Origin of the sequence: Pseudomonas sp. WS 5059 (assembly GCF_012985525.1) — a bacterium.
GTDB lineage: Bacteria > Pseudomonadota > Gammaproteobacteria > Pseudomonadales > Pseudomonadaceae > Aquipseudomonas.
The window spans coordinates 121,874-139,020 of the sequence record NZ_JAAQWO010000009.1 but is presented as its reverse complement, the minus strand read 5'-3'; the positions used below and the strand labels follow the sequence as shown (position 1 = coordinate 139,020).

General features: G+C 58.4%; 20 protein-coding genes and 1 tRNA gene. 3 read left to right on the top strand and 18 right to left on the bottom strand.

The window, feature by feature from the left end; genetic code table 11:
• Nucleotides 1-328: 328 nt before the first annotated feature.
• The 10 genes from HBO12_RS24560 to thrS all read right to left on the bottom strand — a co-directional run bounded on the left by HBO12_RS24560 (nt 329) and on the right by thrS (nt 8,802).
• On the bottom strand, nt 329-1,120 hold the full coding sequence (locus HBO12_RS24560; protein WP_262377069.1) for a LexA family transcriptional regulator: 792 nt from the start codon (nt 1,118-1,120) through the stop codon (nt 329-331).
• A gap of 227 nt (nt 1,121-1,347) precedes the next feature.
• Nucleotides 1,348-1,424, bottom strand: a tRNA-Pro gene (locus tag HBO12_RS24555).
• 90 nt (nt 1,425-1,514) lie between these two features.
• Nucleotides 1,515-1,871 carry a MerR family transcriptional regulator gene (locus tag HBO12_RS24550; RefSeq protein ID WP_003174972.1) on the bottom strand — a complete coding sequence of 119 codons (357 nt, stop codon included), beginning with the start codon at nt 1,869-1,871 and terminating at the stop codon, nt 1,515-1,517.
• Entirely contained in the window at nt 1,852-2,154 is a 303-nt protein-coding gene (gene ihfA, locus HBO12_RS24545) for an integration host factor subunit alpha (protein WP_002553164.1), read from the bottom strand. The genes HBO12_RS24550 and ihfA overlap by 20 nt, the downstream gene beginning before the upstream one ends.
• A 3-nt stretch (nt 2,155-2,157) precedes the next feature.
• Nucleotides 2,158-4,536 carry a phenylalanine--tRNA ligase subunit beta gene (gene pheT, locus HBO12_RS24540; protein WP_170043465.1) on the bottom strand — a complete coding sequence of 793 codons (2,379 nt, stop codon included), beginning with the start codon at nt 4,534-4,536 and terminating at the stop codon, nt 2,158-2,160.
• Between the two features lie 26 nt (nt 4,537-4,562).
• Entirely contained in the window at nt 4,563-5,579 is a 1,017-nt protein-coding gene (gene pheS / locus HBO12_RS24535) for a phenylalanine--tRNA ligase subunit alpha (RefSeq protein ID WP_169953514.1), read from the bottom strand.
• A 108-nt stretch (nt 5,580-5,687) separates the two neighbouring features.
• Nucleotides 5,688-6,044 carry a 50S ribosomal protein L20 gene (gene rplT / locus HBO12_RS24530; protein ID WP_003174975.1) on the bottom strand — a complete coding sequence of 119 codons (357 nt, stop codon included), beginning with the start codon at nt 6,042-6,044 and terminating at the stop codon, nt 5,688-5,690.
• A gap of 29 nt (nt 6,045-6,073) precedes the next feature.
• Entirely contained in the window at nt 6,074-6,268 is a 195-nt protein-coding gene (gene rpmI / locus HBO12_RS24525; protein ID WP_002553160.1) for a 50S ribosomal protein L35, read from the bottom strand.
• Nucleotides 6,269-6,328: 60 nt separating this feature from the next.
• Nucleotides 6,329-6,880 carry a translation initiation factor IF-3 gene (gene infC / locus HBO12_RS24520; RefSeq protein WP_170043543.1) on the bottom strand — a complete coding sequence of 184 codons (552 nt, stop codon included), beginning with the start codon at nt 6,878-6,880 and terminating at the stop codon, nt 6,329-6,331.
• Entirely contained in the window at nt 6,880-8,802 is a 1,923-nt protein-coding gene (gene thrS / locus HBO12_RS24515) for a threonine--tRNA ligase (RefSeq protein WP_169953513.1), read from the bottom strand. Before thrS ends, infC begins: the two co-directional genes overlap by 1 nt.
• A 350-nt stretch (nt 8,803-9,152) precedes the next feature.
• Here thrS and HBO12_RS24510 point away from each other — a divergent pair, with 350 nt between their 5' ends.
• Together HBO12_RS24510 and HBO12_RS24505 are read left to right on the top strand one after the other, a co-directional pair.
• Nucleotides 9,153-9,464, top strand: a complete 312-nt coding sequence (locus HBO12_RS24510) for a hypothetical protein (protein WP_169953512.1) — start codon at nt 9,153-9,155, stop codon at nt 9,462-9,464.
• 289 nt (nt 9,465-9,753) lie between these two features.
• Entirely contained in the window at nt 9,754-9,966 is a 213-nt protein-coding gene (locus HBO12_RS24505; protein ID WP_003234260.1) for a cold-shock protein, read from the top strand.
• Between the two features lie 71 nt (nt 9,967-10,037).
• On the opposite strand, the gene HBO12_RS24500 is transcribed toward HBO12_RS24505, so the two are convergent.
• On the bottom strand, nt 10,038-10,352 hold the full coding sequence (locus HBO12_RS24500) for an I78 family peptidase inhibitor (RefSeq protein ID WP_169953511.1): 315 nt from the start codon (nt 10,350-10,352) through the stop codon (nt 10,038-10,040).
• Between the two features lie 147 nt (nt 10,353-10,499).
• A complete protein-coding gene (locus HBO12_RS24495) occupies nt 10,500-10,805 on the bottom strand; it encodes a hypothetical protein (protein ID WP_169953510.1) in 306 nt (101 codons plus the stop codon).
• Between the two features lie 135 nt (nt 10,806-10,940).
• On the opposite strand from HBO12_RS24495, the gene HBO12_RS24490 reads away from it, so the two are divergent.
• Nucleotides 10,941-11,153: a hypothetical protein gene (locus HBO12_RS24490; RefSeq protein WP_170043464.1), complete on the top strand. Its 213-nt coding sequence runs from the start codon at nt 10,941-10,943 to the stop codon at nt 11,151-11,153.
• A 19-nt stretch (nt 11,154-11,172) separates the two neighbouring features.
• Here HBO12_RS24490 and HBO12_RS24485 read toward each other — a convergent pair whose 3' ends face one another.
• The 6 genes from HBO12_RS24485 to HBO12_RS24460 are packed head-to-tail and all read right to left on the bottom strand — an operon-like array spanning nt 11,173 to nt 17,121.
• On the bottom strand, nt 11,173-12,201 hold the full coding sequence (locus HBO12_RS24485; RefSeq protein ID WP_170043463.1) for a nucleoside hydrolase: 1,029 nt from the start codon (nt 12,199-12,201) through the stop codon (nt 11,173-11,175).
• 28 nt (nt 12,202-12,229) lie between these two features.
• Nucleotides 12,230-12,631 carry a D-ribose pyranase gene (gene rbsD / locus HBO12_RS24480; protein WP_169953506.1) on the bottom strand — a complete coding sequence of 134 codons (402 nt, stop codon included), beginning with the start codon at nt 12,629-12,631 and terminating at the stop codon, nt 12,230-12,232.
• Nucleotides 12,628-13,545 (bottom strand): ribokinase, encoded by a 918-nt coding sequence (gene rbsK / locus HBO12_RS24475; protein ID WP_169953504.1) that lies wholly within the window; start codon nt 13,543-13,545, stop codon nt 12,628-12,630. The genes rbsD and rbsK overlap by 4 nt, the downstream gene beginning before the upstream one ends.
• Before the next feature lie 22 nt (nt 13,546-13,567).
• Nucleotides 13,568-14,590 (bottom strand): LacI family DNA-binding transcriptional regulator, encoded by a 1,023-nt coding sequence (locus tag HBO12_RS24470; protein WP_170043462.1) that lies wholly within the window; start codon nt 14,588-14,590, stop codon nt 13,568-13,570.
• A gap of 3 nt (nt 14,591-14,593) precedes the next feature.
• Nucleotides 14,594-15,571, bottom strand: coding sequence for an ABC transporter permease (locus HBO12_RS24465; protein WP_169953500.1), 978 nt, complete (start codon nt 15,569-15,571; stop codon nt 14,594-14,596).
• Nucleotides 15,568-17,121, bottom strand: a complete 1,554-nt coding sequence (locus HBO12_RS24460) for a sugar ABC transporter ATP-binding protein (RefSeq protein ID WP_170043461.1) — start codon at nt 17,119-17,121, stop codon at nt 15,568-15,570. The genes HBO12_RS24465 and HBO12_RS24460 overlap by 4 nt, the downstream gene beginning before the upstream one ends.
• Nucleotides 17,122-17,147: the final 26 nt, after the last annotated feature.

Below are 17,147 nucleotides of genomic sequence, written 5' to 3'. Positions count from 1 at the left end.
TGCCGTGTTGTAGAGGCTAGCGACGGCGTACCCCTTAACGGGTTTAGAGAGCGACAGGCTGCAGACCGTACGAGAACCATCAGGTGACTCGACAAACAAAATATCTCCTAAAGAGATTTTTATTTCAACTCCATTGGAGATATAAATACTCCAGATACAAAAAAACCCGCTCGGTGGCGGGTCTGTTCATACAATTGAGGAGCATCACGCGCGTCCTCGCTTTCTGTAAATCACCTCGTGCTTAGGCCCAAAATCGAGACAATTTCGCTCGATATTGGGTCTGATCGACCGACTGATTTGGAGCCGACTCCGAAGGTACGAAAGTGGTTTAAAGCATACCTCCTCGCCAAACCACCCGACCAATGATACGAATTTCGTTTATCTCACCATCACGCAATGTCTGATCGCCATAACGCGCTTTGTCTGGGTTATCGCTACGGATGATCCAACCGCCGAAATCAGACTTGACCAAGCGTTTCACGATCGTTCCTTTGGACTCGCTCTGCATGGCAAATATCTGACCGTCCCTCGGCTCAATCTTTGATTCATCTATTAGTAGGACATCGCCGTCGTTAATCGTTGGCTCCATGCTGTGGCCGTTGGCGTAGATCACATCTAGATATTTTTGACTAAGGTGATTTGCACGCAACCAAGAAGACTTGAACGCCATGACTCCGCGAATCTCAACGTGCGAATTCTCTTCGCCGTCTCCAGTAGAGCCTTGCGCCGTCAGTTGAAGAACGCCGGTATAGCTTGAGTCGTTTTGAAGATCGAAACCTCGGGCATACACCCGATCATCACTAGATGAGCTTGCTCTGAGTTGGCCAAGGCCGGCAGCCGAAGCCATCCGCTCAATATCACCCTCGATCCTTTTGCTGAACTTGCCAATCGGAATGCCCAGCATCGCCGCCATTGAAACAGCCAATTTTTGGGTCAGTGGCCGATGACCGTTGAGGTGGCTTCCAAGCGTGCCCTGGCTCATGCCAACTGCATGCGCAATCTCATCCTGTGTTAGGCGCTTGTCTTTTGGGCGAGCTGCGTTGTAGTCCGCAATAGCCCTCTTTAGGGCTGCACACTCATCCCGCTCCCACTCCAGCAACTGGCGTCTTTCTCTATTCATTTCGCAAGAATATTCCCAAGGGAAATGGTTAACCATCCAAGAGAGGTAACAACCCGCTTAATCCTCTCAAACAACTAATGAGCGACATCCGACGACAAGGTTTCGAGAACAGACTCTAGCGGACCGTCGCTGCCGACCTTAAGAAGGAAACCGCGATTCGCCTCGCAAAAAACCGCACACATGAAAAAGCCCAACCTTTTCAGATTGGGCTAAGTCATTGAAAAATATGGTCGGGACGGAGTGATTCGAACACTCGACCCCTAGCACCCCATGCTAGTGCGCTACCGGACTGCGCTACGCCCCGACTAGGCGTGAAACTGGGTTCGCTTCATAACGAAGCGATCAGGAATATACCGCAAGCATTTGAAATGTGGAAGTATTTTAAAGGCTTGTTTCACTTTTTCAAAACCACCAGTACATCTTCCAATTCGGAGATCATCTGGCGGATCAGTTGCTTGTATTGGGTGGTGTCGTCTTTGGCTTCATCACCAGACATGCGCTGGCGTGCGCCGCTGATGGTGAACCCCTGGTCGTACAGCAACGCGCGGATCTGTCGGATCATCAGCACATCCTGTCGCTGATAATACCGACGGTTCCCGGTGCGTTTGACGGGGTTGAGTTGAGGAAACTCCTGCTCCCAATAGCGCAACACATGCGGTTTTACCGCACAGAGTTCACTGACTTCACCAATGGTGAAGTAGCGTTTGCCTGGGATGACGGGTAGCTCGTCGTTATGACTTGGTTCCAGCATAAGCCTCAACTCGGGCCTTCAACTTCTGCCCTGGACGAAAGGTGACCACACGGCGAGCCGTGATCGGGATTTCTTCTCCCGTTTTTGGATTGCGGCCAGGCCGCTGGCGTTTGTCCCGCAGGTCAAAATTGCCGAAACCGGACAATTTGACCTGTTCGTTGTCTTCCAGAGCGTGCCTGATTTCTTCAAAAAACAGCTCGACCAATTCCTTGGCCTCGCGCTTGTTCAGACCCAACTCTTCGTACAGACGTTCCGCCATCTCAGCTTTCGTCAAAGCCCCCATACGTCACTTCCTTAACGTGGCGTTCAACCTTTGTTCGAGCGAGGTGAGGATATTTTGCGTCGTGGTATTCACCTCATCGTCATTAAGAGTGCGCGATGGATGCTGCCAGGTCAAGCCAACTGCAAGGCTTTTTCTATGCGGATCAATGCCTTTACCCTGATAGACGTCAAATAGCCTGAGGTCCGTCAGCCATTCGCCTGCATTTTCTCGGATTACTTGCAGCACGGCGCTGGCCGCGACATCACGATCCGCCACCAGGGCCAGGTCACGACGCACTTCCGGGAAACGCGACAGCTCGCTGAATTTAGGCATCTTGCCCGCAGCGACTTCAGCCAACACCAGCTCGAAGACGAACACAGGACGGTCGAGACCGAGGGTTTTCGACAGTTCAGGGTGGATCGCACCGACGAAACCGACCAGGCGACCTTCGCGCTCGATGCGCGCAGTCTGGCCTGGATGCAAGGCCGGGTGGCTGCCAGGGACAAACGCGAAGGCATCCAGCGCGCCGGCAAAGCCCAGCACCGCTTCCACGTCCGCCTTGACGTCAAAGAAGTCCACTGGGTCGCGACCCTGCGCCCAACCTTCCGGCAAACGGCTGCCGCAGACCACACCAGCCAGCATCGGCTCTTGCTTCAGGCCGTCCAGTTGGCCGACAAAGCGCAGGCCGCTTTCGAACATGCGCACGCGGTCCTGCTGACGGTTCAGGTTGTGGGAAAGTGCTTTCACCAGGCCTGGCCACAGGGACGAGCGCATGGCTGCCATGTCGTTGGAGATCGGGTTGGCCAGCAACAGCGGCTCGACACCCGGGGTGAACAGTTCGAACTGCTTGGGATCAATGAAGCTGTAGGTCACCGCTTCCTGATAACCACGGGCGACCAGCAGGCGACGCAGCTCAGGCAGGTGTGCACGGGCTTCGGTCTTGGGTTGCGGGGCCAGGCGCGCTTGCGGGTAACGAACCGGAAGGCGATTGTAGCCGTACAGACGGGCCAGCTCTTCGATCAGGTCGACTTCAAGGCTGATATCGAAGCGATGGCTTGGCACTTCTACACGCCATTGCCCTTCCCCATCAGCGCTGATGCCCAGGCCCAGACCGGTCAGCAGGCGCACGATTTGCGCCTCTTCAATCACCAGGCCGAGCATTTGCTCGACGCGCTGAGCGCGCAACGTCACCGGTGCAATCGACGGCAAATACTGCTCGCTGACCGTCTCGATGATCGGGCCAGCTTCACCGCCGGTGATTTCCAGCAGCAGGCCGGTGGCGCGCTCCATGGCTTCACGGGCCAGTTGCCAGTCCACGCCACGCTCGTAGCGGTGCGAGGCATCGGTGTGCAAGCCGTAAGAACGAGCCTTGCCCGCCACAGCGATCTGGTCGAAGAACGCGCTTTCAAGGAATACGTCACGGGTCGTCGCGGACACACCACTGTGCTCACCGCCCATCACACCGGCAATGGCCAGGGCGCGGGAATGATCAGCAATCACCAGGGTATCGCTGCGCAGGGTGACTTCCTGGCCATCGAGCAAGACCAGCTTTTCGCCTTCCTCGGCCATACGCACGCGGATCCCACCGTTGATCTCGGCCAGATCGAAGGCGTGCAGCGGTTGACCCAGCTCCAGCATCACGTAGTTGGTAATGTCGACAGCGGCATCGATGCTGCGCACGTCGGCACGACGCAGGCGCTCGACCATCCACAGCGGGGTCGGCCGGGACAGGTCGACATTGCGAATGACACGACCCAGGTAGCGCGGGCATGCGTTTGGTGCCAGCACTTCGATGGAACGCACTTCGTCGTGGACTGCCGGGACCGCTGTCACTACCGGACGCGTGACAGGCACGCCGTACAGCGCACCGACTTCACGGGCCAGGCCCGCCAGGGACAGGCAGTCGCCGCGGTTCGGAGTCAGGTCGACTTCGATGCTGGCGTCTTCCAGGTCCAGATAGACACGGATGTCCTGGCCCACTGGCGCATCAGCCGGCAGCTCCATCAAGCCATCGTTGCCTTCGCCAACCTGCAACTCCGACTGGGAGCACAGCATGCCGTTGGACTCAACGCCACGCAGCTTGGCTTTCTTGATCTTGAAGTCACCGGGCAGCTCGGCACCGATCATCGCAAACGGAATCTTCAGGCCCGGGCGCACGTTTGGCGCACCGCACACGACCTGGAAAGTTTCCGCGCCATTGCTGACCTGGCACACACGCAGCTTGTCGGCGTCCGGGTGCTGCTCGGTGCTCAGCACCTCGCCCACTACCACGCCACTGAAAACACCGGCGGCCGGCGTAACGCTATCGACCTCAAGACCGGCCATCGACAGACGAGCAACCAGCTCATCGCGATTTACCTGCGGGCTTACCCAGCCACGCAGCCATTGTTCACTGAATTTCATCCTGCTCTCCTAAAGGTTCGTTACGACTAGCGAAATTGCGCGAGGAACCGCAAGTCGTTGTCGAAGAACAGGCGCAAGTCGTTCACGCCGTAACGCAGCATGGCCAGACGCTCGACGCCCATGCCGAAGGCAAAGCCCGAAAATTCTTCTGGATCGATCCCGGACATGCGCAGCACGTTGGGGTGAACCATGCCGCAGCCCATGACTTCCAGCCAGCCAGTCTGTTTGCAGACACGGCAGCCTTTACCGCTGCACATCACGCACTCCATATCAACTTCGGCGGATGGCTCGGTGAACGGGAAGTAGGACGGGCGGAAACGTACCGCCAGCTCTTTTTCGAAGAACACCCGCAGGAATTCTTCGATGGTGCCTTTGAGGTCGGCGAAATTGATATCGCGATCAACCAGCAGGCCTTCGACCTGGTGGAACATCGGCGAGTGGGTGATATCGGAGTCGCTACGGTACACACGGCCTGGGCAGACGATGCGGATCGGCGGCTGCTGCGATTCCATGGTGCGGACCTGTACCGGCGAGGTATGGGTGCGCAACAGCATGTTCGCATTGAAATAGAAGGTGTCGTGCATCGACCGGGCCGGGTGATGGCCTGGGATGTTGAGCGCCTCGAAGTTGTGATAGTCGTCTTCGACCTCAGGGCCTTCGGCAATGCCGTAGCCGATGTGGGTAAAGAACTGCTCGATACGTTCCAGAGTCCGGGTAACCGGATGCAGACCGCCAGAGGTCTGGCCGCGGCCAGGCAGGGTCACGTCAATGGACTCGGCGGCGAGCTTGGCCGCAAGATCGGCCTCCTCGAACAACGCCTTGCGCGCATTGAGAACCTCTGTGACACGCTCCTTGGCAACGTTGATCAGCGCGCCGACTTGCGGGCGCTGTTCGGCCGGCAGATTGCCCAGGGTCTTCATCACCTGAGTCAATTCACCTTTTTTGCCAAGGTAGTGAACCCGGATTTGCTCCAGGGCATTGATATCTTCAGCGCTTTGCACAGCCTCAAGAGCTTGAGCGACCAGCGCGTCCAGGTTTTCCATGTACAGACTCCAGATACAAAATAGGGGAAGAGCTTGAAGGCTCTTCCCCTATTTATGACGTTTACCACCTTGGACTACGGCGTAGCCCAGGGTGACTGTCGGGGGTACTTAAGCCAAGGTGGCTTTAGCTTTCTCGACAATCGCAGCAAACACCGCTTTTTCGTTCACGGCCAGTTCAGCCAGAACCTTACGGTCGATTTCGATGGACGCTTTTTTCAGGCCAGCGATGAAACGGCTGTAGGACAGACCGTTAACACGAGCACCAGCATTGATACGAGCGATCCACAGAGCGCGGAACTGACGTTTTTTCTGACGACGGTCACGGTAGGCGTATTGGCCTGCCTTGATTACCGCTTGCTTGGCAACACGGAATACGCGTGAACGCGCGCCGTAGTAGCCTTTAGCGAGTTTCAGAATTTTTTTGTGACGCTTACGGGCAATGACGCCACGCTTTACACGAGCCATGAGTTACTTCCTCTATTCTTGATCCAAAATTAACGAAGGCGCAGCATGCGCTCGACTTTTGCCACGTCAGACGGATGCAGCAAGCTGCTACCGCGCAGTTGACGCTTACGCTTGGTCGACATTTTGGTCAGGATGTGGCTCTTGAAAGCGTGCTTGTGCTTGATACCGTTAGCAGTTTTCAGAAACCGCTTAGCAGCACCACTTTTAGTCTTCATCTTTGGCATGTTCGGATACTCCGCATTCAGTTGATAAACATAATCAGAAGGCCTGCCGTGCCCTATTGATTACTTCTTCTTTTTCGGGGCGATGACCATGATCAGCTGGCGTCCTTCCATCTTAGGATACTGTTCGACGGAACCGTACTCCAGCAGGTCAGCTTCAACCCGCTTGAGGAGTTCCATACCCAGCTCCTGGTGGGCCATCTCACGGCCGCGGAATCGCAAGGATACCTTGGCCCTGTCCCCATCACTCAGGAAACGTACCAGGTTGCGCAGTTTTACCTGGTAATCCCCTTCCTCCGTCCCTGGACGAAACTTGATTTCTTTAACCTGGATCTGCTTCTGGTTCTTCTTGGCTGCGGCAATCTGCTTCTTCTTTTCGAAGATCGATTTGCCGTAGTCCATCAGCTTGCAGACAGGAGGTACAGCATCGGCGGAAATTTCCACCAAATCGAGCTTGGCTTCTTCAGCCTTAAGAAGCGCGTCTTCAATTGACACAATCCCAAGCTGCTCACCCTCAGCCCCAATTAACCGAACCTCGCGTGCCGAGATATTCTCGTTGATCGGGGCTTTCGGTGCAGCTCGTTTATCTTGTCTCATTTCACGCTTAATAATAATTACTCCGAATCTGGGCGACCACGCCGGGAAACCGCTTGCGCGAGGAACTCAGCGAACTGGGCGACGGGCATCGAGCCCAGGTCAGCACCTTCACGAGTACGCACAGCGACAGTCTGCATCTCGACTTCCCGATCTCCGATAACCAAAAGATAGGGAACCTTGAGCAAAGTATGCTCGCGGATTTTAAAGCCGATCTTTTCATTTCTCAAGTCGGACTTGGCACGAAATCCGCTTTCGTTGAGTGTTTTTTCAACTTCAGCGGCAAAATCGGCCTGTTTATCAGTGATATTCATGATCACTGCCTGAGTCGGAGCCAACCACGCAGGGAACGCGCCCTCGTAGTGCTCGATCAGGATCCCGACGAACCGTTCGAACGAACCGAGGATCGCCCGGTGCAGCATAACCGGGTGTTTACGGCTGTTATCTTCGGAGACGTATTCGGCTCCCAGACGGATCGGCAGGTTAAAATCGAGCTGCAAGGTACCACATTGCCAGACACGGCCAAGGCAATCTTTCAGCGAGAACTCGATTTTAGGACCGTAGAACGCGCCCTCGCCCGGCTGCAGATCGTACGCAAGGCCCGCACTGTCTAGCGCTGCGGCCAGTGCAGCTTCGGCGCGATCCCACAGCTCGTCGGAGCCAACGCGTTTTTCCGGACGAGTGGACAGTTTCATTTCCACTTCGGTAAAGCCGAAATCGCGATAAACGTCCATGGTCAGCTTGATGAACGCGGCGGACTCGGCCTGCATCTGCTCTTCAGTGCAGAAGATGTGGGCGTCGTCCTGGGTGAAGCCGCGCACGCGCATGATGCCGTGCAGCGCACCCGATGGCTCGTTACGGTGGCAGGCACCGAACTCGGCCAGGCGCATCGGCAGCTCGCGGTAGCTCTTCAGGCCCTGGTTGAACACCTGCACATGGCACGGGCAGTTCATCGGCTTGATGGCGTAGTCGCGGTTTTCCGACTGGGTCGTGAACATGTTGTCGGCGTAGTTGGCCCAGTGCCCGGACTTTTCCCACAGGCTACGGTCAACGACCTGCGGAGTCTTGATCTCCAGGTAGCCGTTTTCGCGCTGAACCTTGCGCATGTATTGCTCAAGCACCTGGTACAGGGTCCAGCCGTTCGGGTGCCAGAACACCATGCCCGGCGCTTCTTCCTGGAGGTGGAACAGGTTCAGGCGCTTGCCGATCTTGCGATGGTCACGTTTTTCGGCTTCTTCGATGCGCTGGATGTAGGCAGCCAGCTGCTTCTTGTCAGCCCAGGCAGTGCCGTAGATCCGCTGCAGTTGCTCGTTCTTCGCATCGCCGCGCCAGTAGGCACCGGACAACTTGGTCAGTTTGAACGACTTGAGGAAGCGCGTGTTCGGCACGTGCGGACCCCGGCACATGTCGACATATTCTTCGTGGTAATACAGGCCCATGGCCTGCTCGTCCGGCATGTCTTCCACCAGACGCAGCTTGTAGTCCTCGCCACGGGCGGTGAACACGTCGATCACCTCGGCGCGCGGCGTGACTTTCTTGATGACGTCGTAATCTTTCTCGATCAGTGCGTGCATGCGCTGTTCGATGGCTGCCAGGTCGTCCGGAGTGAAAGGACGCTCGTAGGCGATGTCGTAATAGAAGCCTTCGTCGATGACCGGGCCGATCACCATCTTCGCGGTGGGGTACAGCTGCTTGACCGCATGGCCAATCAGGTGCGCGCAAGAGTGGCGAATGATCTCCAGCCCCTCTTGATCCTTGGGCGTGATGATTTGCAGGCTGGCATCGGAGGTGACCAGGTCGCTGGCATCAACCAGCTTGCCGTCGACCTTGCCAGCCACGGTGGCCTTGGCCAGGCCTGCACCGATGGATGCGGCGACCTCGGCTACGGAAACCGGATGATCGAATGAACGTTGACTGCCGTCGGGAAGAGTAATAGTTGGCATGGCGCCTCCTCTCCTAGTGGTGACCCCTACCAAAGGTCACGTGGGTTGGGATGAGCCAGTACAAGATCCAACACCAGGCCGCTCATTGCTGAGCGCCTGCCTTACAGCGGCAGGAGCCTTTCGGCCAACCGATAATCGAACCAGAGTGACTGGAGTTAAACAAAAGAAGCCTGGCATGAAAAAAGCCAGGTCGTGGATGCTAGCACAGATGAACGGTCATGGCGCTGCCCTACCGCCTTGTAGCGACAAACTCCAGGCTTTTGCAGCCAAAAGTGAACTTGGGCTGTACGACGGGCCTCAAACACACTGAAAATCGCCGTTCGTCATATCGACTCAAGGAGCATCTAACCATGCGCAGCACCTCGATCTTCGCCCTTGCCGCTTCCCTGGCCCTGTTCTCCATCGGCGCACAAGCCGCCGCGCCCTCCAATTGGCCTGCCGGCGCCCGGGACAGCTTTGTTCAGGACTGCAGCGCTGCTGCAAGCCAGAACGTTGATGCCAAAACCGCCAAAGCCCATTGCGAATGTGGCGCGGACAAGATCAACGCAGAATTGAGCACTGCGGAAATCAAGGAGCTGATGACCAACCAGAACGCCAGCCCGGAGCTTAGAAACAAAGCAGTCGCGGCTATTTCGTCCTGCAAGGTCGTAAAGAAAAAGTAAGCACGACGAGAATTCAGTCCATCAAAAGGACCTGAAAACCCTGTGAAAACTGCTATTTCGCACAATTTACACAGCTTTTACGGCTTTTTTTACTAGCGGATATTTCGTGCTAAAGCCCCGTAAACCGGGGCTTACAGCCAGCCAGGGCACTGAAGAAAACGCGATTGATTAGCAAACAGTGCCTTGGGGGGGCTCCCAAGCCGAACATTTCGACTATGATAGCCCAGTGTGCCCAGTTGGCCTGAGCAGCACAGTACTACTGAAAATATATGTTTCTTGGAGATACACCATGTCTAATCGCCAAACCGGCACCGTTAAATGGTTCAACGATGAAAAAGGCTTCGGCTTCATCACTCCTCAAGGTGGCGGTGACGACCTGTTCGTACACTTCAAAGCTATCGAAAGCGACGGTTTCAAAAGCCTGAAAGAAGGCCAAACCGTTTCCTTCGTGGCTGAGAAAGGCCAAAAGGGTATGCAAGCTGCACAGGTTCGCGGCGAGTAATTCTCCGCTGAGCTAAAAAACCCCGTCCATGTGACGGGGTTTTTTATGGGCGATACAAAAGCGCGGCGTTATCAGCCGCAGTTGACGCGGGTGATCACCAGGTTGTCATCGGTATTGAGGTTCAGGCGATCGGAGCGGTATTCAAGGGTGATCATATCGTTGGGCTTGAGAATGCGTGCATTCTGCGCACCTGCGCGGGTACGGGCCTGCTCCAGCAATTGCGGCGAGGCTTTCTGCCCGATTGCAAACTCCGCAGCCTTCGATTCACAGCGTGTATGAACAGCCGCAGCCGTGTCTTTGGCCGGCTCAGAGGTACCCGAAGTGCTGCAGCCCGCCAGGACGGTTGCCGCCAACAAAGTACCGAATGATGCGAGCTTCCAAGGCATGAAGCCTCCTATGATAAAAATGGACAGAGATCGTGCGACCGTGATTTGGCCAATAGGTTTCAGAATTGTCACAATTGGCCGTAAGCGAGTCTGCCTGACTCGGCCCTACGGCCGGATGAATCATTCGTCACCAGATATGAACAAGTGTCAGTAGACGTCGATGTAGTCAAACGGCGGATTCGGCCAATTCTGTTTCAGCGCGTTATAAATCTGTGTCACCCACACCTCATCACTGGCCGCTATCCGGCCCACATAGCCCGACCCTGCCGCCCAGGTCTCCAGGCGAAACAACAGGCCGTTGACGTCCATCCCACCCACCACGCAGGAGGAGATATAGGCGATACCAGCCTTGGTCACCCGCAATTGGGTGTGCTGGTCGTCGCTGGCACTGGCAATCATTTGGCGAACGGCTTCCAATGTGAGGCTCTTGGGGTTGGTCAAATCGATGTGCACGTGGCTTGTCCTGGCAATTAAACAAAGTACCAGTGTCGCACAGCCCTCCCCTCATGCCTAAGTAGCAGTGCCAAACGCGGCGCAAGATGGTTAACTCTGCAGGCCATTCCAGCCTTTGCGAACCGCGAGAACCCGATGACCACCGTTACCATCAATGCCGATATCAAAGCCAAGTGGCCCCAAGGGCAAAGCTCCTACAGCCCAGGCAGCCCGGAAGAATTGGCAATCATCGGCATAGACCTGCTGGTCAAGGAACTGGGCACCCAGGCCGCACAAGCCTTTATCGGCCAGATATTCGAAAAATACCCGGCCGACCATATGGGCGTCGAAGACCCCCAGCGCGAATAGAAACCCGCCAACAGGCCGCTTACTTCAGGCGCGCCAGGCGTTCGGTGAGCAGGTCGAAGAAGCCTTGGGCATCGCCGCTTTCCACCCAGAACACGTTCTTGTCGTGCTTGAGGCCATCGTACCAATCGACGATGGTCTGGCCGAACGTCGGGCCTTCGCGGCTATCGACCACCATATTGGCCTGGCGCCCGGTGAACAACTCAGGCTTGAGCAGGTAGCCGATCACGGTGGCGTCATGCACCGGGCCGCCGCTCATACCGTAGTGCTCCATATCGCCTTTGACGTATTCGTTGAGAATATCGCCCACCACTTTGCTGGCGTTGTTGTTCAGGTCGGCGATCTTCTTCAGGCGCGCGTCGCTGGTGAGTATCTTGTGGGTCACGTCCAGCGGCAGGTAGGTCAGCTTGACGCCACTTTTGAGGACAATTTCAGCAGCCACCGGATCGGCAAACAGGTTGAACTCGGCCACCGGGGTAATGTTGCCGCCATTAAAATGCGCGCCGCCCATGACCACCACCTCCTTGATGCCCTGGGTGATTTGCGGCGCCTGGGTCAGTGCCAGCGCCAGGTTGGTCTGCGGGCCGAGCATGGCAATGGTGATGCTATGGGGCTTGGCGGTGCTCAGGGTCTTGATCAGGTAGTCCACCGCATTGCCTTCGGCCAGGCCTTTTTTCGGCTCATGTACGGTGACCCCGGAAATGCCTTCCTTGCCATGGATATTCTCGGCATAGATCGGCGTGCGCAGCAGCGGCTGCGGCGCGCCGGCATACACCGGAATCTCTTCACGGCCCGCCCACTCACGGGCCAACCGGGCATTGCGCGAGGTCTTGTCCAGGCGCACGTTGCCGGCCACGGTGGTCAATGCCCGGATATTCAGTTCCTGTGGCGACGCCATCGCAAACAGCAGCGCGACCACATCGTCTGCACCCGGATCGGTATCAATGATCAGGTCGATTTTTTCCGCCGCCTGGGCGCTTGCAGCAGTTAGTACGGACAAAAGCAGCACACTCCGAAACAGGTGTCGCAGGATTGGGGTTCTACGTTGCATGACGCACTCCTTGTCATTGTGGGAAATGCTAGAAAGTCACGCCAGACACCAGCGCGATATTACAGTAGGGCTGGCACTCGCCTGTACGCACCACCGCGCGCGCCTTGTGGCTGAGCAACTTGAATTGTTCATGACTGAGCAGGCGGCGCTCACCCAGGCCACCCTGGTCGAGTGCGTTGAGATCCGCCAGCGCCGGCGGCTGCTTGAGCAGGATTTCCTCGGCCAATACGTGGCTTTCAACCTGCATCTCGCTGAGCACCACGCGCAGGGTGCTGATGAAGTCGGGAATGCCCTGGGTCAGCGCCAGATCGATCAGTTCCACGCCCGGCGGCACTGGCAGACCGGCATCACCGATCACCAGGATGTCGCCGTGGCCAAGAGAGGCAATCAGCCGCGACAGGGCAATGTTGAGCAATGGAGTCTTTTTCATGGGCGAGCAACGCCTTGAACGTCATGCAGTGTAGGAATGGAGGGTTGCGCACCGGCACGGGTGACCGACAGGGCCGCCGCGACCTGGCCGAAACGAATGGCCTCGGCCTCACCCTGACCATTGGCCAGTGCCGCGGCAAAACCACCGACAAAGGTGTCGCCCGCCGCTGTGGTATCCACGGCCTGCACCTTGGGCGCCAGCAAATGCTCGAAGCCCTGGCCATCGGCGAACAGTGCGCCCTGCGAGCCAAGGGTCACAATGACCTTGCCTGCCCCGGCTTTTAGCAAATGGGCAGCCGCGACCTTGGCTGTTTCCAGCGAGTCCACCGGCACACCGCTCAAGGCCGACGCTTCACTCTCGTTGGGGATCAGGTAATCGATCGCGGCGTACCAGTCTGCCGGTAACGGGCCACTGGCGGGCGCGGGGTTGAGGATTACCGTCTTGCCCAGTTCACGACCGCGCTTGAGGGCATACCCCACGGTATCCATCGGCACTTCGAGCTGGCAGACAATCACCTGCGCCGCTTGCAGCACGGCGTCGAACGCCAGCAGCGACGCGGGTGTCAGCTGGCCGTTGCTACCAGCGACAATCACAATCGCATTCTGGCTACTATCATCGACCACAATCAGCGCGACGCCACTGGAGCCCTGCACCTCACTGACCGCCTGGCAGTCGATACCCTCCACCACCAGCGCATCGCGCAGTTGGGCGCCGTAGGCATCGCTGCCCACACAGCCAATCATCGCAACGTCAGCCCCCAGACGCGCCGCAGCGACCGCCTGATTGGCGCCCTTGCCGCCCGGCACCGTGGCAAACGACTGGCCCACCAGGGTTTCACCGCCGCGAGGCAGCCGGCTGGCCCGGGTCACCAGGTCCATGTTCAAACTGCCTACTACCACTACTGTTGCTGGCATACATCAATACTCATCAATTCGTTCAGCGGTTTGAGGCAAACACGCCAGCCAACGGCGCCGTTGACTCACGCAAGACAATGCTCGGCGTGACAATGCGCTGGTCAGCCGGCAATTGTGGTGTCGCAATCCGTCGCAATAACAACTCCGCCGCCGTTTCCCCCAATTGCAGGATCGACTGGCCCACGGTGGTCAACGCGGGGTACACATAGCGGCTCATTTGAATGTCATCAAAACCTATCACCGACAGCTCGGCAGGCACCCGCAGGTTGCGCTCGGCGGCCGCGCGCAGCACACCGAAACCGATCATGTCGTTGCCGGCGAATATCGCGCTGGGCGGTTGGTCCGCCAACAACTGCACCGCCGCCGCATAGCCGCCGGTACTGGTAAAATCGCTCTCCAGCACGCGACTGGCAGACACGACAATCCCGGCCTCCTGCAACGCACGCTGGTAACCGGCCAGGCGCATCTGCGCGACACGCGTGCGCGCGGGCCCACCGATACAGGCGATATCCCGGTGCCCCAGCTCCAGCAAATGCCGGGTTGCCAGGTACGCGCCCTGCTCGTGATCGATGCGCACCAGATCCACATCAACGCCCTCCAGGCCCCGGTCGACAATGACCATGGGCGTGCGCACCGCCTTGAGGCCCGTGGCCAGGCCACTGTCATCACCGCCGACCGAGGTGACGATCAAGCCGTCGACACGCTTCTCCAGCAGCACCCGCAAATAATTGCGCTGCTTCTCGGCGTTATCGTCGGAATTGCACAGGATCACGCAGTAGCCATTGCGCTCGCAGTAGTCCTCGATGCCCCTGGCCAGCTCAGCGAAATACGGGTTGAGGCTGTTGGGCACCAGCAAGCCGATGGTCGCGGTGGTCTTGGCCTTCAGCGAGCGGGCGACCGCACTGGGTACATAGTCCAGCTGCTTGATCGCAGCTTCGACCTTGAGCCGCACGGGCTCGCTGACCGGACGGGTCCTGTTCACCACATGGGATACCGTGGTGTAGGAAATGCCCGCCAGCGCCGCCACATCCTTGATGGTTGCCATGGCTCAGCCCCGCCGACTGGCGCGTTGACTGCGGTAGGTGTCGAGCACCACTGCAATCACGATCACGGCGCCGGTAATGATGCGCTTGGTCGGTTCGGTCGCGCCGATCTGCGCCAGGCCGGCCGCCAATACCGAAATGATCAGCACCCCGAAGAACGTGCTGATCACCGAGCCACGCCCGCCCATCAGGCTGGTGCCGCCGATCACCACTGCGGCAATCACCTGCAGCTCCAGGCCGGAGCCCGCATTCGGGTCAGCCGCTTCCAGGCGGGAAATCTGGAACAATGCTGCCACCCCAGCCAACAGCCCCATCAGGCTGAACACCAGGATCTTGTAGGGTTTTGGATTGATCCCCGCCAGACGCACCGCTTCTTCATTGGTGCCGATGCCGATCAGGTAGCGCCCAAAGACGGTACGCGTCAGCACTGCCTGGGCGACGATAATCACCAGCAGCGCAATGATGAATGATGGTGAGATACCAAAGGCCACCGGGTTGGACAGCCAGGCGAAAGAGTCGCCGATATAGGCAGTGCGCGACCCGGTCATCTGGTAGGCCGCGCCACGGGCCATTTCCAGCACGCCCAGGGACACAATGAACGACGGAATCCGCCAGGCCACGGTGATCGAGCCGGTGATGGTCCCCGCCAGTGCCGCGCAACCCATGCCGAGCAGCGCTGCCGGGACCACGCTCCAGCCCCAGCCGAGGATCGCCACGCTGACCGCAGACGCGGCCAGGGCCAGCACCGAACCCACCGACAGGTCGATGCCGCCAATGATCAGGATGAACGTCATGCCCACCGCCAGCACCATCAGGTCGGGAATCTGGTTGGCGATGGTGCTGAACGTGTCATAGGACCAAAAGTGGCTGCTCAGAGCCGAGAACAGCGCGATCATGGCCAGCAAGGCGCCGGCCAGGCCCAGGTAAGTGCCCAGGCCGTAGAAATTACCGCCGGCTTTTGCGGTTGGAGTAGCTGTTTTCATGGGGTTGTCCTGGGCGCCGCTTCATTGAGCAGCGCATCACGTTTCTGATAGCCGGCAAATGCGGCGGCAAGCAATTCGTCCTGGGTCCAGCTGTCCCGCTCAAAGGTCTCGATCAGGCGCCCGGCAGACAGCACCCCGATGCGGTCGCAGATCAGCATCAGCTCGCGCAGGTCACTGGACACCACCACCAGCGCCTTGCCCTGGCGGGTCAAGTCACCAAGCAGCGCATAGATATCGAACTTGGCGCCCACGTCGATGCCACGGGTCGGTTCATCAAACAGCATCACCGCACAATCGCGCTCCAGCCAGCGGCCAATCACCACCTTTTGCTGATTGCCGCCCGACAACTCGGACACCAATTGCGCCGGGCTGGAACTGCGGATACGCATCGCGTCGATCTGGCGCTTGGCCAGGGCCGCTTCATCGCGGCCATTGACCAGGCCGGCGCTGGACACTTTGGCCATATTGCCCAGGGCCGTGTTGGCGCTGATGGACTGGCTGAGCAACAGGCCCTCGCCCTTGCGATCCTCGGTGATCAGCGCAATGCCATGCCCCACCGCGTCCACCGGCGAGCGAATGCTCACCACCCGCGCCGGCGAGCCAAGGGCGACCGTGCCACTGTCGGCCAGGTCGGCACCAAAGATCAGGCGCAGCAACTCAGTGCGGCCGGCGCCGATCAACCCCGAGATGCCGTAGATTTCACCGGCCCGCACTTCAAAGGACACATCACGAACCTTGTCCGAACGGGTCAGGCCCTTCACCGTCAAGGCCGGCGCGCCGATGGTGCGTGGGCCGAGGTCGATGTGCTCGCCCAGTTCGCGACCGACCATCAACGTGACCAGTTGCTCGCTGTTGTAATTGGCCATCGGCTCGACACATACCAACTGGCCGTCACGCAGCACCGCAATGCGCTGGGCTACCCGCGCCAGTTCTTCCAGCCGATGGGAAATATAGATAATTGCCACACCCCGGGCCTGCAGGCGGGTGATTTGTTCAAACAGCATCTCGACTTCACGGGCGGTGAGCATCGCGGTCGGCTCGTCGAGGATCAGCACATGACAGTCGCCGATCAGGTTACGGGCGATCTCGACCATCTGTTGATGGCCGATGCCCAGGCTGCCGACCAGGGTGTCTGGATCGATGGCATCCAGGCCCACTTGCGCCATGGCCTCGATCGCGGCCTTGCGCAGTTGCTTGCGGCTGATCCAGCCACCACGGCTGGGCAGGTTGTCGAGGAACAGGTTTTCGGCCACCGTCAGGGTCGGCAGCAGGTTGAGCTCCTGCATCACCATGCGAACCCCCTGCTTTTCTGCCTGGGTGCGGCTGGCCGGGGCATAGTCCTGGCCGTTGAACTGCATCTGCCCAGTGGTTGGCGTGACCAGGCCGCCGATGATCTTCGACAGGGTGCTTTTGCCCGCGCCATTCTCGCCGGTCAGTGCCAGCACCTCGCCGCGATTGAGCGTCAGGGTGATGTCGGACAGGACGGGCTGGGCATAGGTCTTACCGATACCGCTGACCGAGAGGACAGTGGCCGGTGCGGAAGATGACATAGGAAAATCTCCAGGCGCCCGCTCGA

Bases quoted from the DNA above. Each gene is read 5' to 3' on its own strand.
- rplT (WP_003174975.1), bottom strand. From the start codon at position 6,044: ATGGCTCGTGTAAAGCGTGGCGTCATTGCCCGTAAGCGTCACAAAAAA.
- pheS (WP_169953514.1), bottom strand. From the start codon at position 5,579: ATGGAAAACCTGGACGCGCTGGTCGCTCAAGCTCTTGAGGCTGTGCAA.
- HBO12_RS24465 (WP_169953500.1), bottom strand. From the start codon at position 15,571: ATGAAAACAGCTACTCCAACCGCAAAAGCCGGCGGTAATTTCTACGGC.
- HBO12_RS24470 (WP_170043462.1), bottom strand. From the start codon at position 14,590: ATGGCAACCATCAAGGATGTGGCGGCGCTGGCGGGCATTTCCTACACC.
- pheT (WP_170043465.1), bottom strand. From the start codon at position 4,536: ATGAAATTCAGTGAACAATGGCTGCGTGGCTGGGTAAGCCCGCAGGTA.
- rpmI (WP_002553160.1), bottom strand. From the start codon at position 6,268: ATGCCAAAGATGAAGACTAAAAGTGGTGCTGCTAAGCGGTTTCTGAAA.
- ihfA (WP_002553164.1), bottom strand. From the start codon at position 2,154: ATGGGGGCTTTGACGAAAGCTGAGATGGCGGAACGTCTGTACGAAGAG.
- rbsK (WP_169953504.1), bottom strand. From the start codon at position 13,545: ATGCCAGCAACAGTAGTGGTAGTAGGCAGTTTGAACATGGACCTGGTG.
- rbsD (WP_169953506.1), bottom strand. From the start codon at position 12,631: ATGAAAAAGACTCCATTGCTCAACATTGCCCTGTCGCGGCTGATTGCC.
- HBO12_RS24510 (WP_169953512.1), top strand. From the start codon at position 9,153: ATGCGCAGCACCTCGATCTTCGCCCTTGCCGCTTCCCTGGCCCTGTTC.
- HBO12_RS24550 (WP_003174972.1), bottom strand. From the start codon at position 1,871: ATGCTGGAACCAAGTCATAACGACGAGCTACCCGTCATCCCAGGCAAA.
- HBO12_RS24505 (WP_003234260.1), top strand. From the start codon at position 9,754: ATGTCTAATCGCCAAACCGGCACCGTTAAATGGTTCAACGATGAAAAA.
- HBO12_RS24485 (WP_170043463.1), bottom strand. From the start codon at position 12,201: ATGCAACGTAGAACCCCAATCCTGCGACACCTGTTTCGGAGTGTGCTG.
- thrS (WP_169953513.1), bottom strand. From the start codon at position 8,802: ATGCCAACTATTACTCTTCCCGACGGCAGTCAACGTTCATTCGATCAT.
- HBO12_RS24500 (WP_169953511.1), bottom strand. From the start codon at position 10,352: ATGCCTTGGAAGCTCGCATCATTCGGTACTTTGTTGGCGGCAACCGTC.
- HBO12_RS24560 (WP_262377069.1), bottom strand. From the start codon at position 1,120: ATGAATAGAGAAAGACGCCAGTTGCTGGAGTGGGAGCGGGATGAGTGT.
- HBO12_RS24490 (WP_170043464.1), top strand. From the start codon at position 10,941: ATGACCACCGTTACCATCAATGCCGATATCAAAGCCAAGTGGCCCCAA.
- HBO12_RS24460 (WP_170043461.1), bottom strand. From the start codon at position 17,121: ATGTCATCTTCCGCACCGGCCACTGTCCTCTCGGTCAGCGGTATCGGT.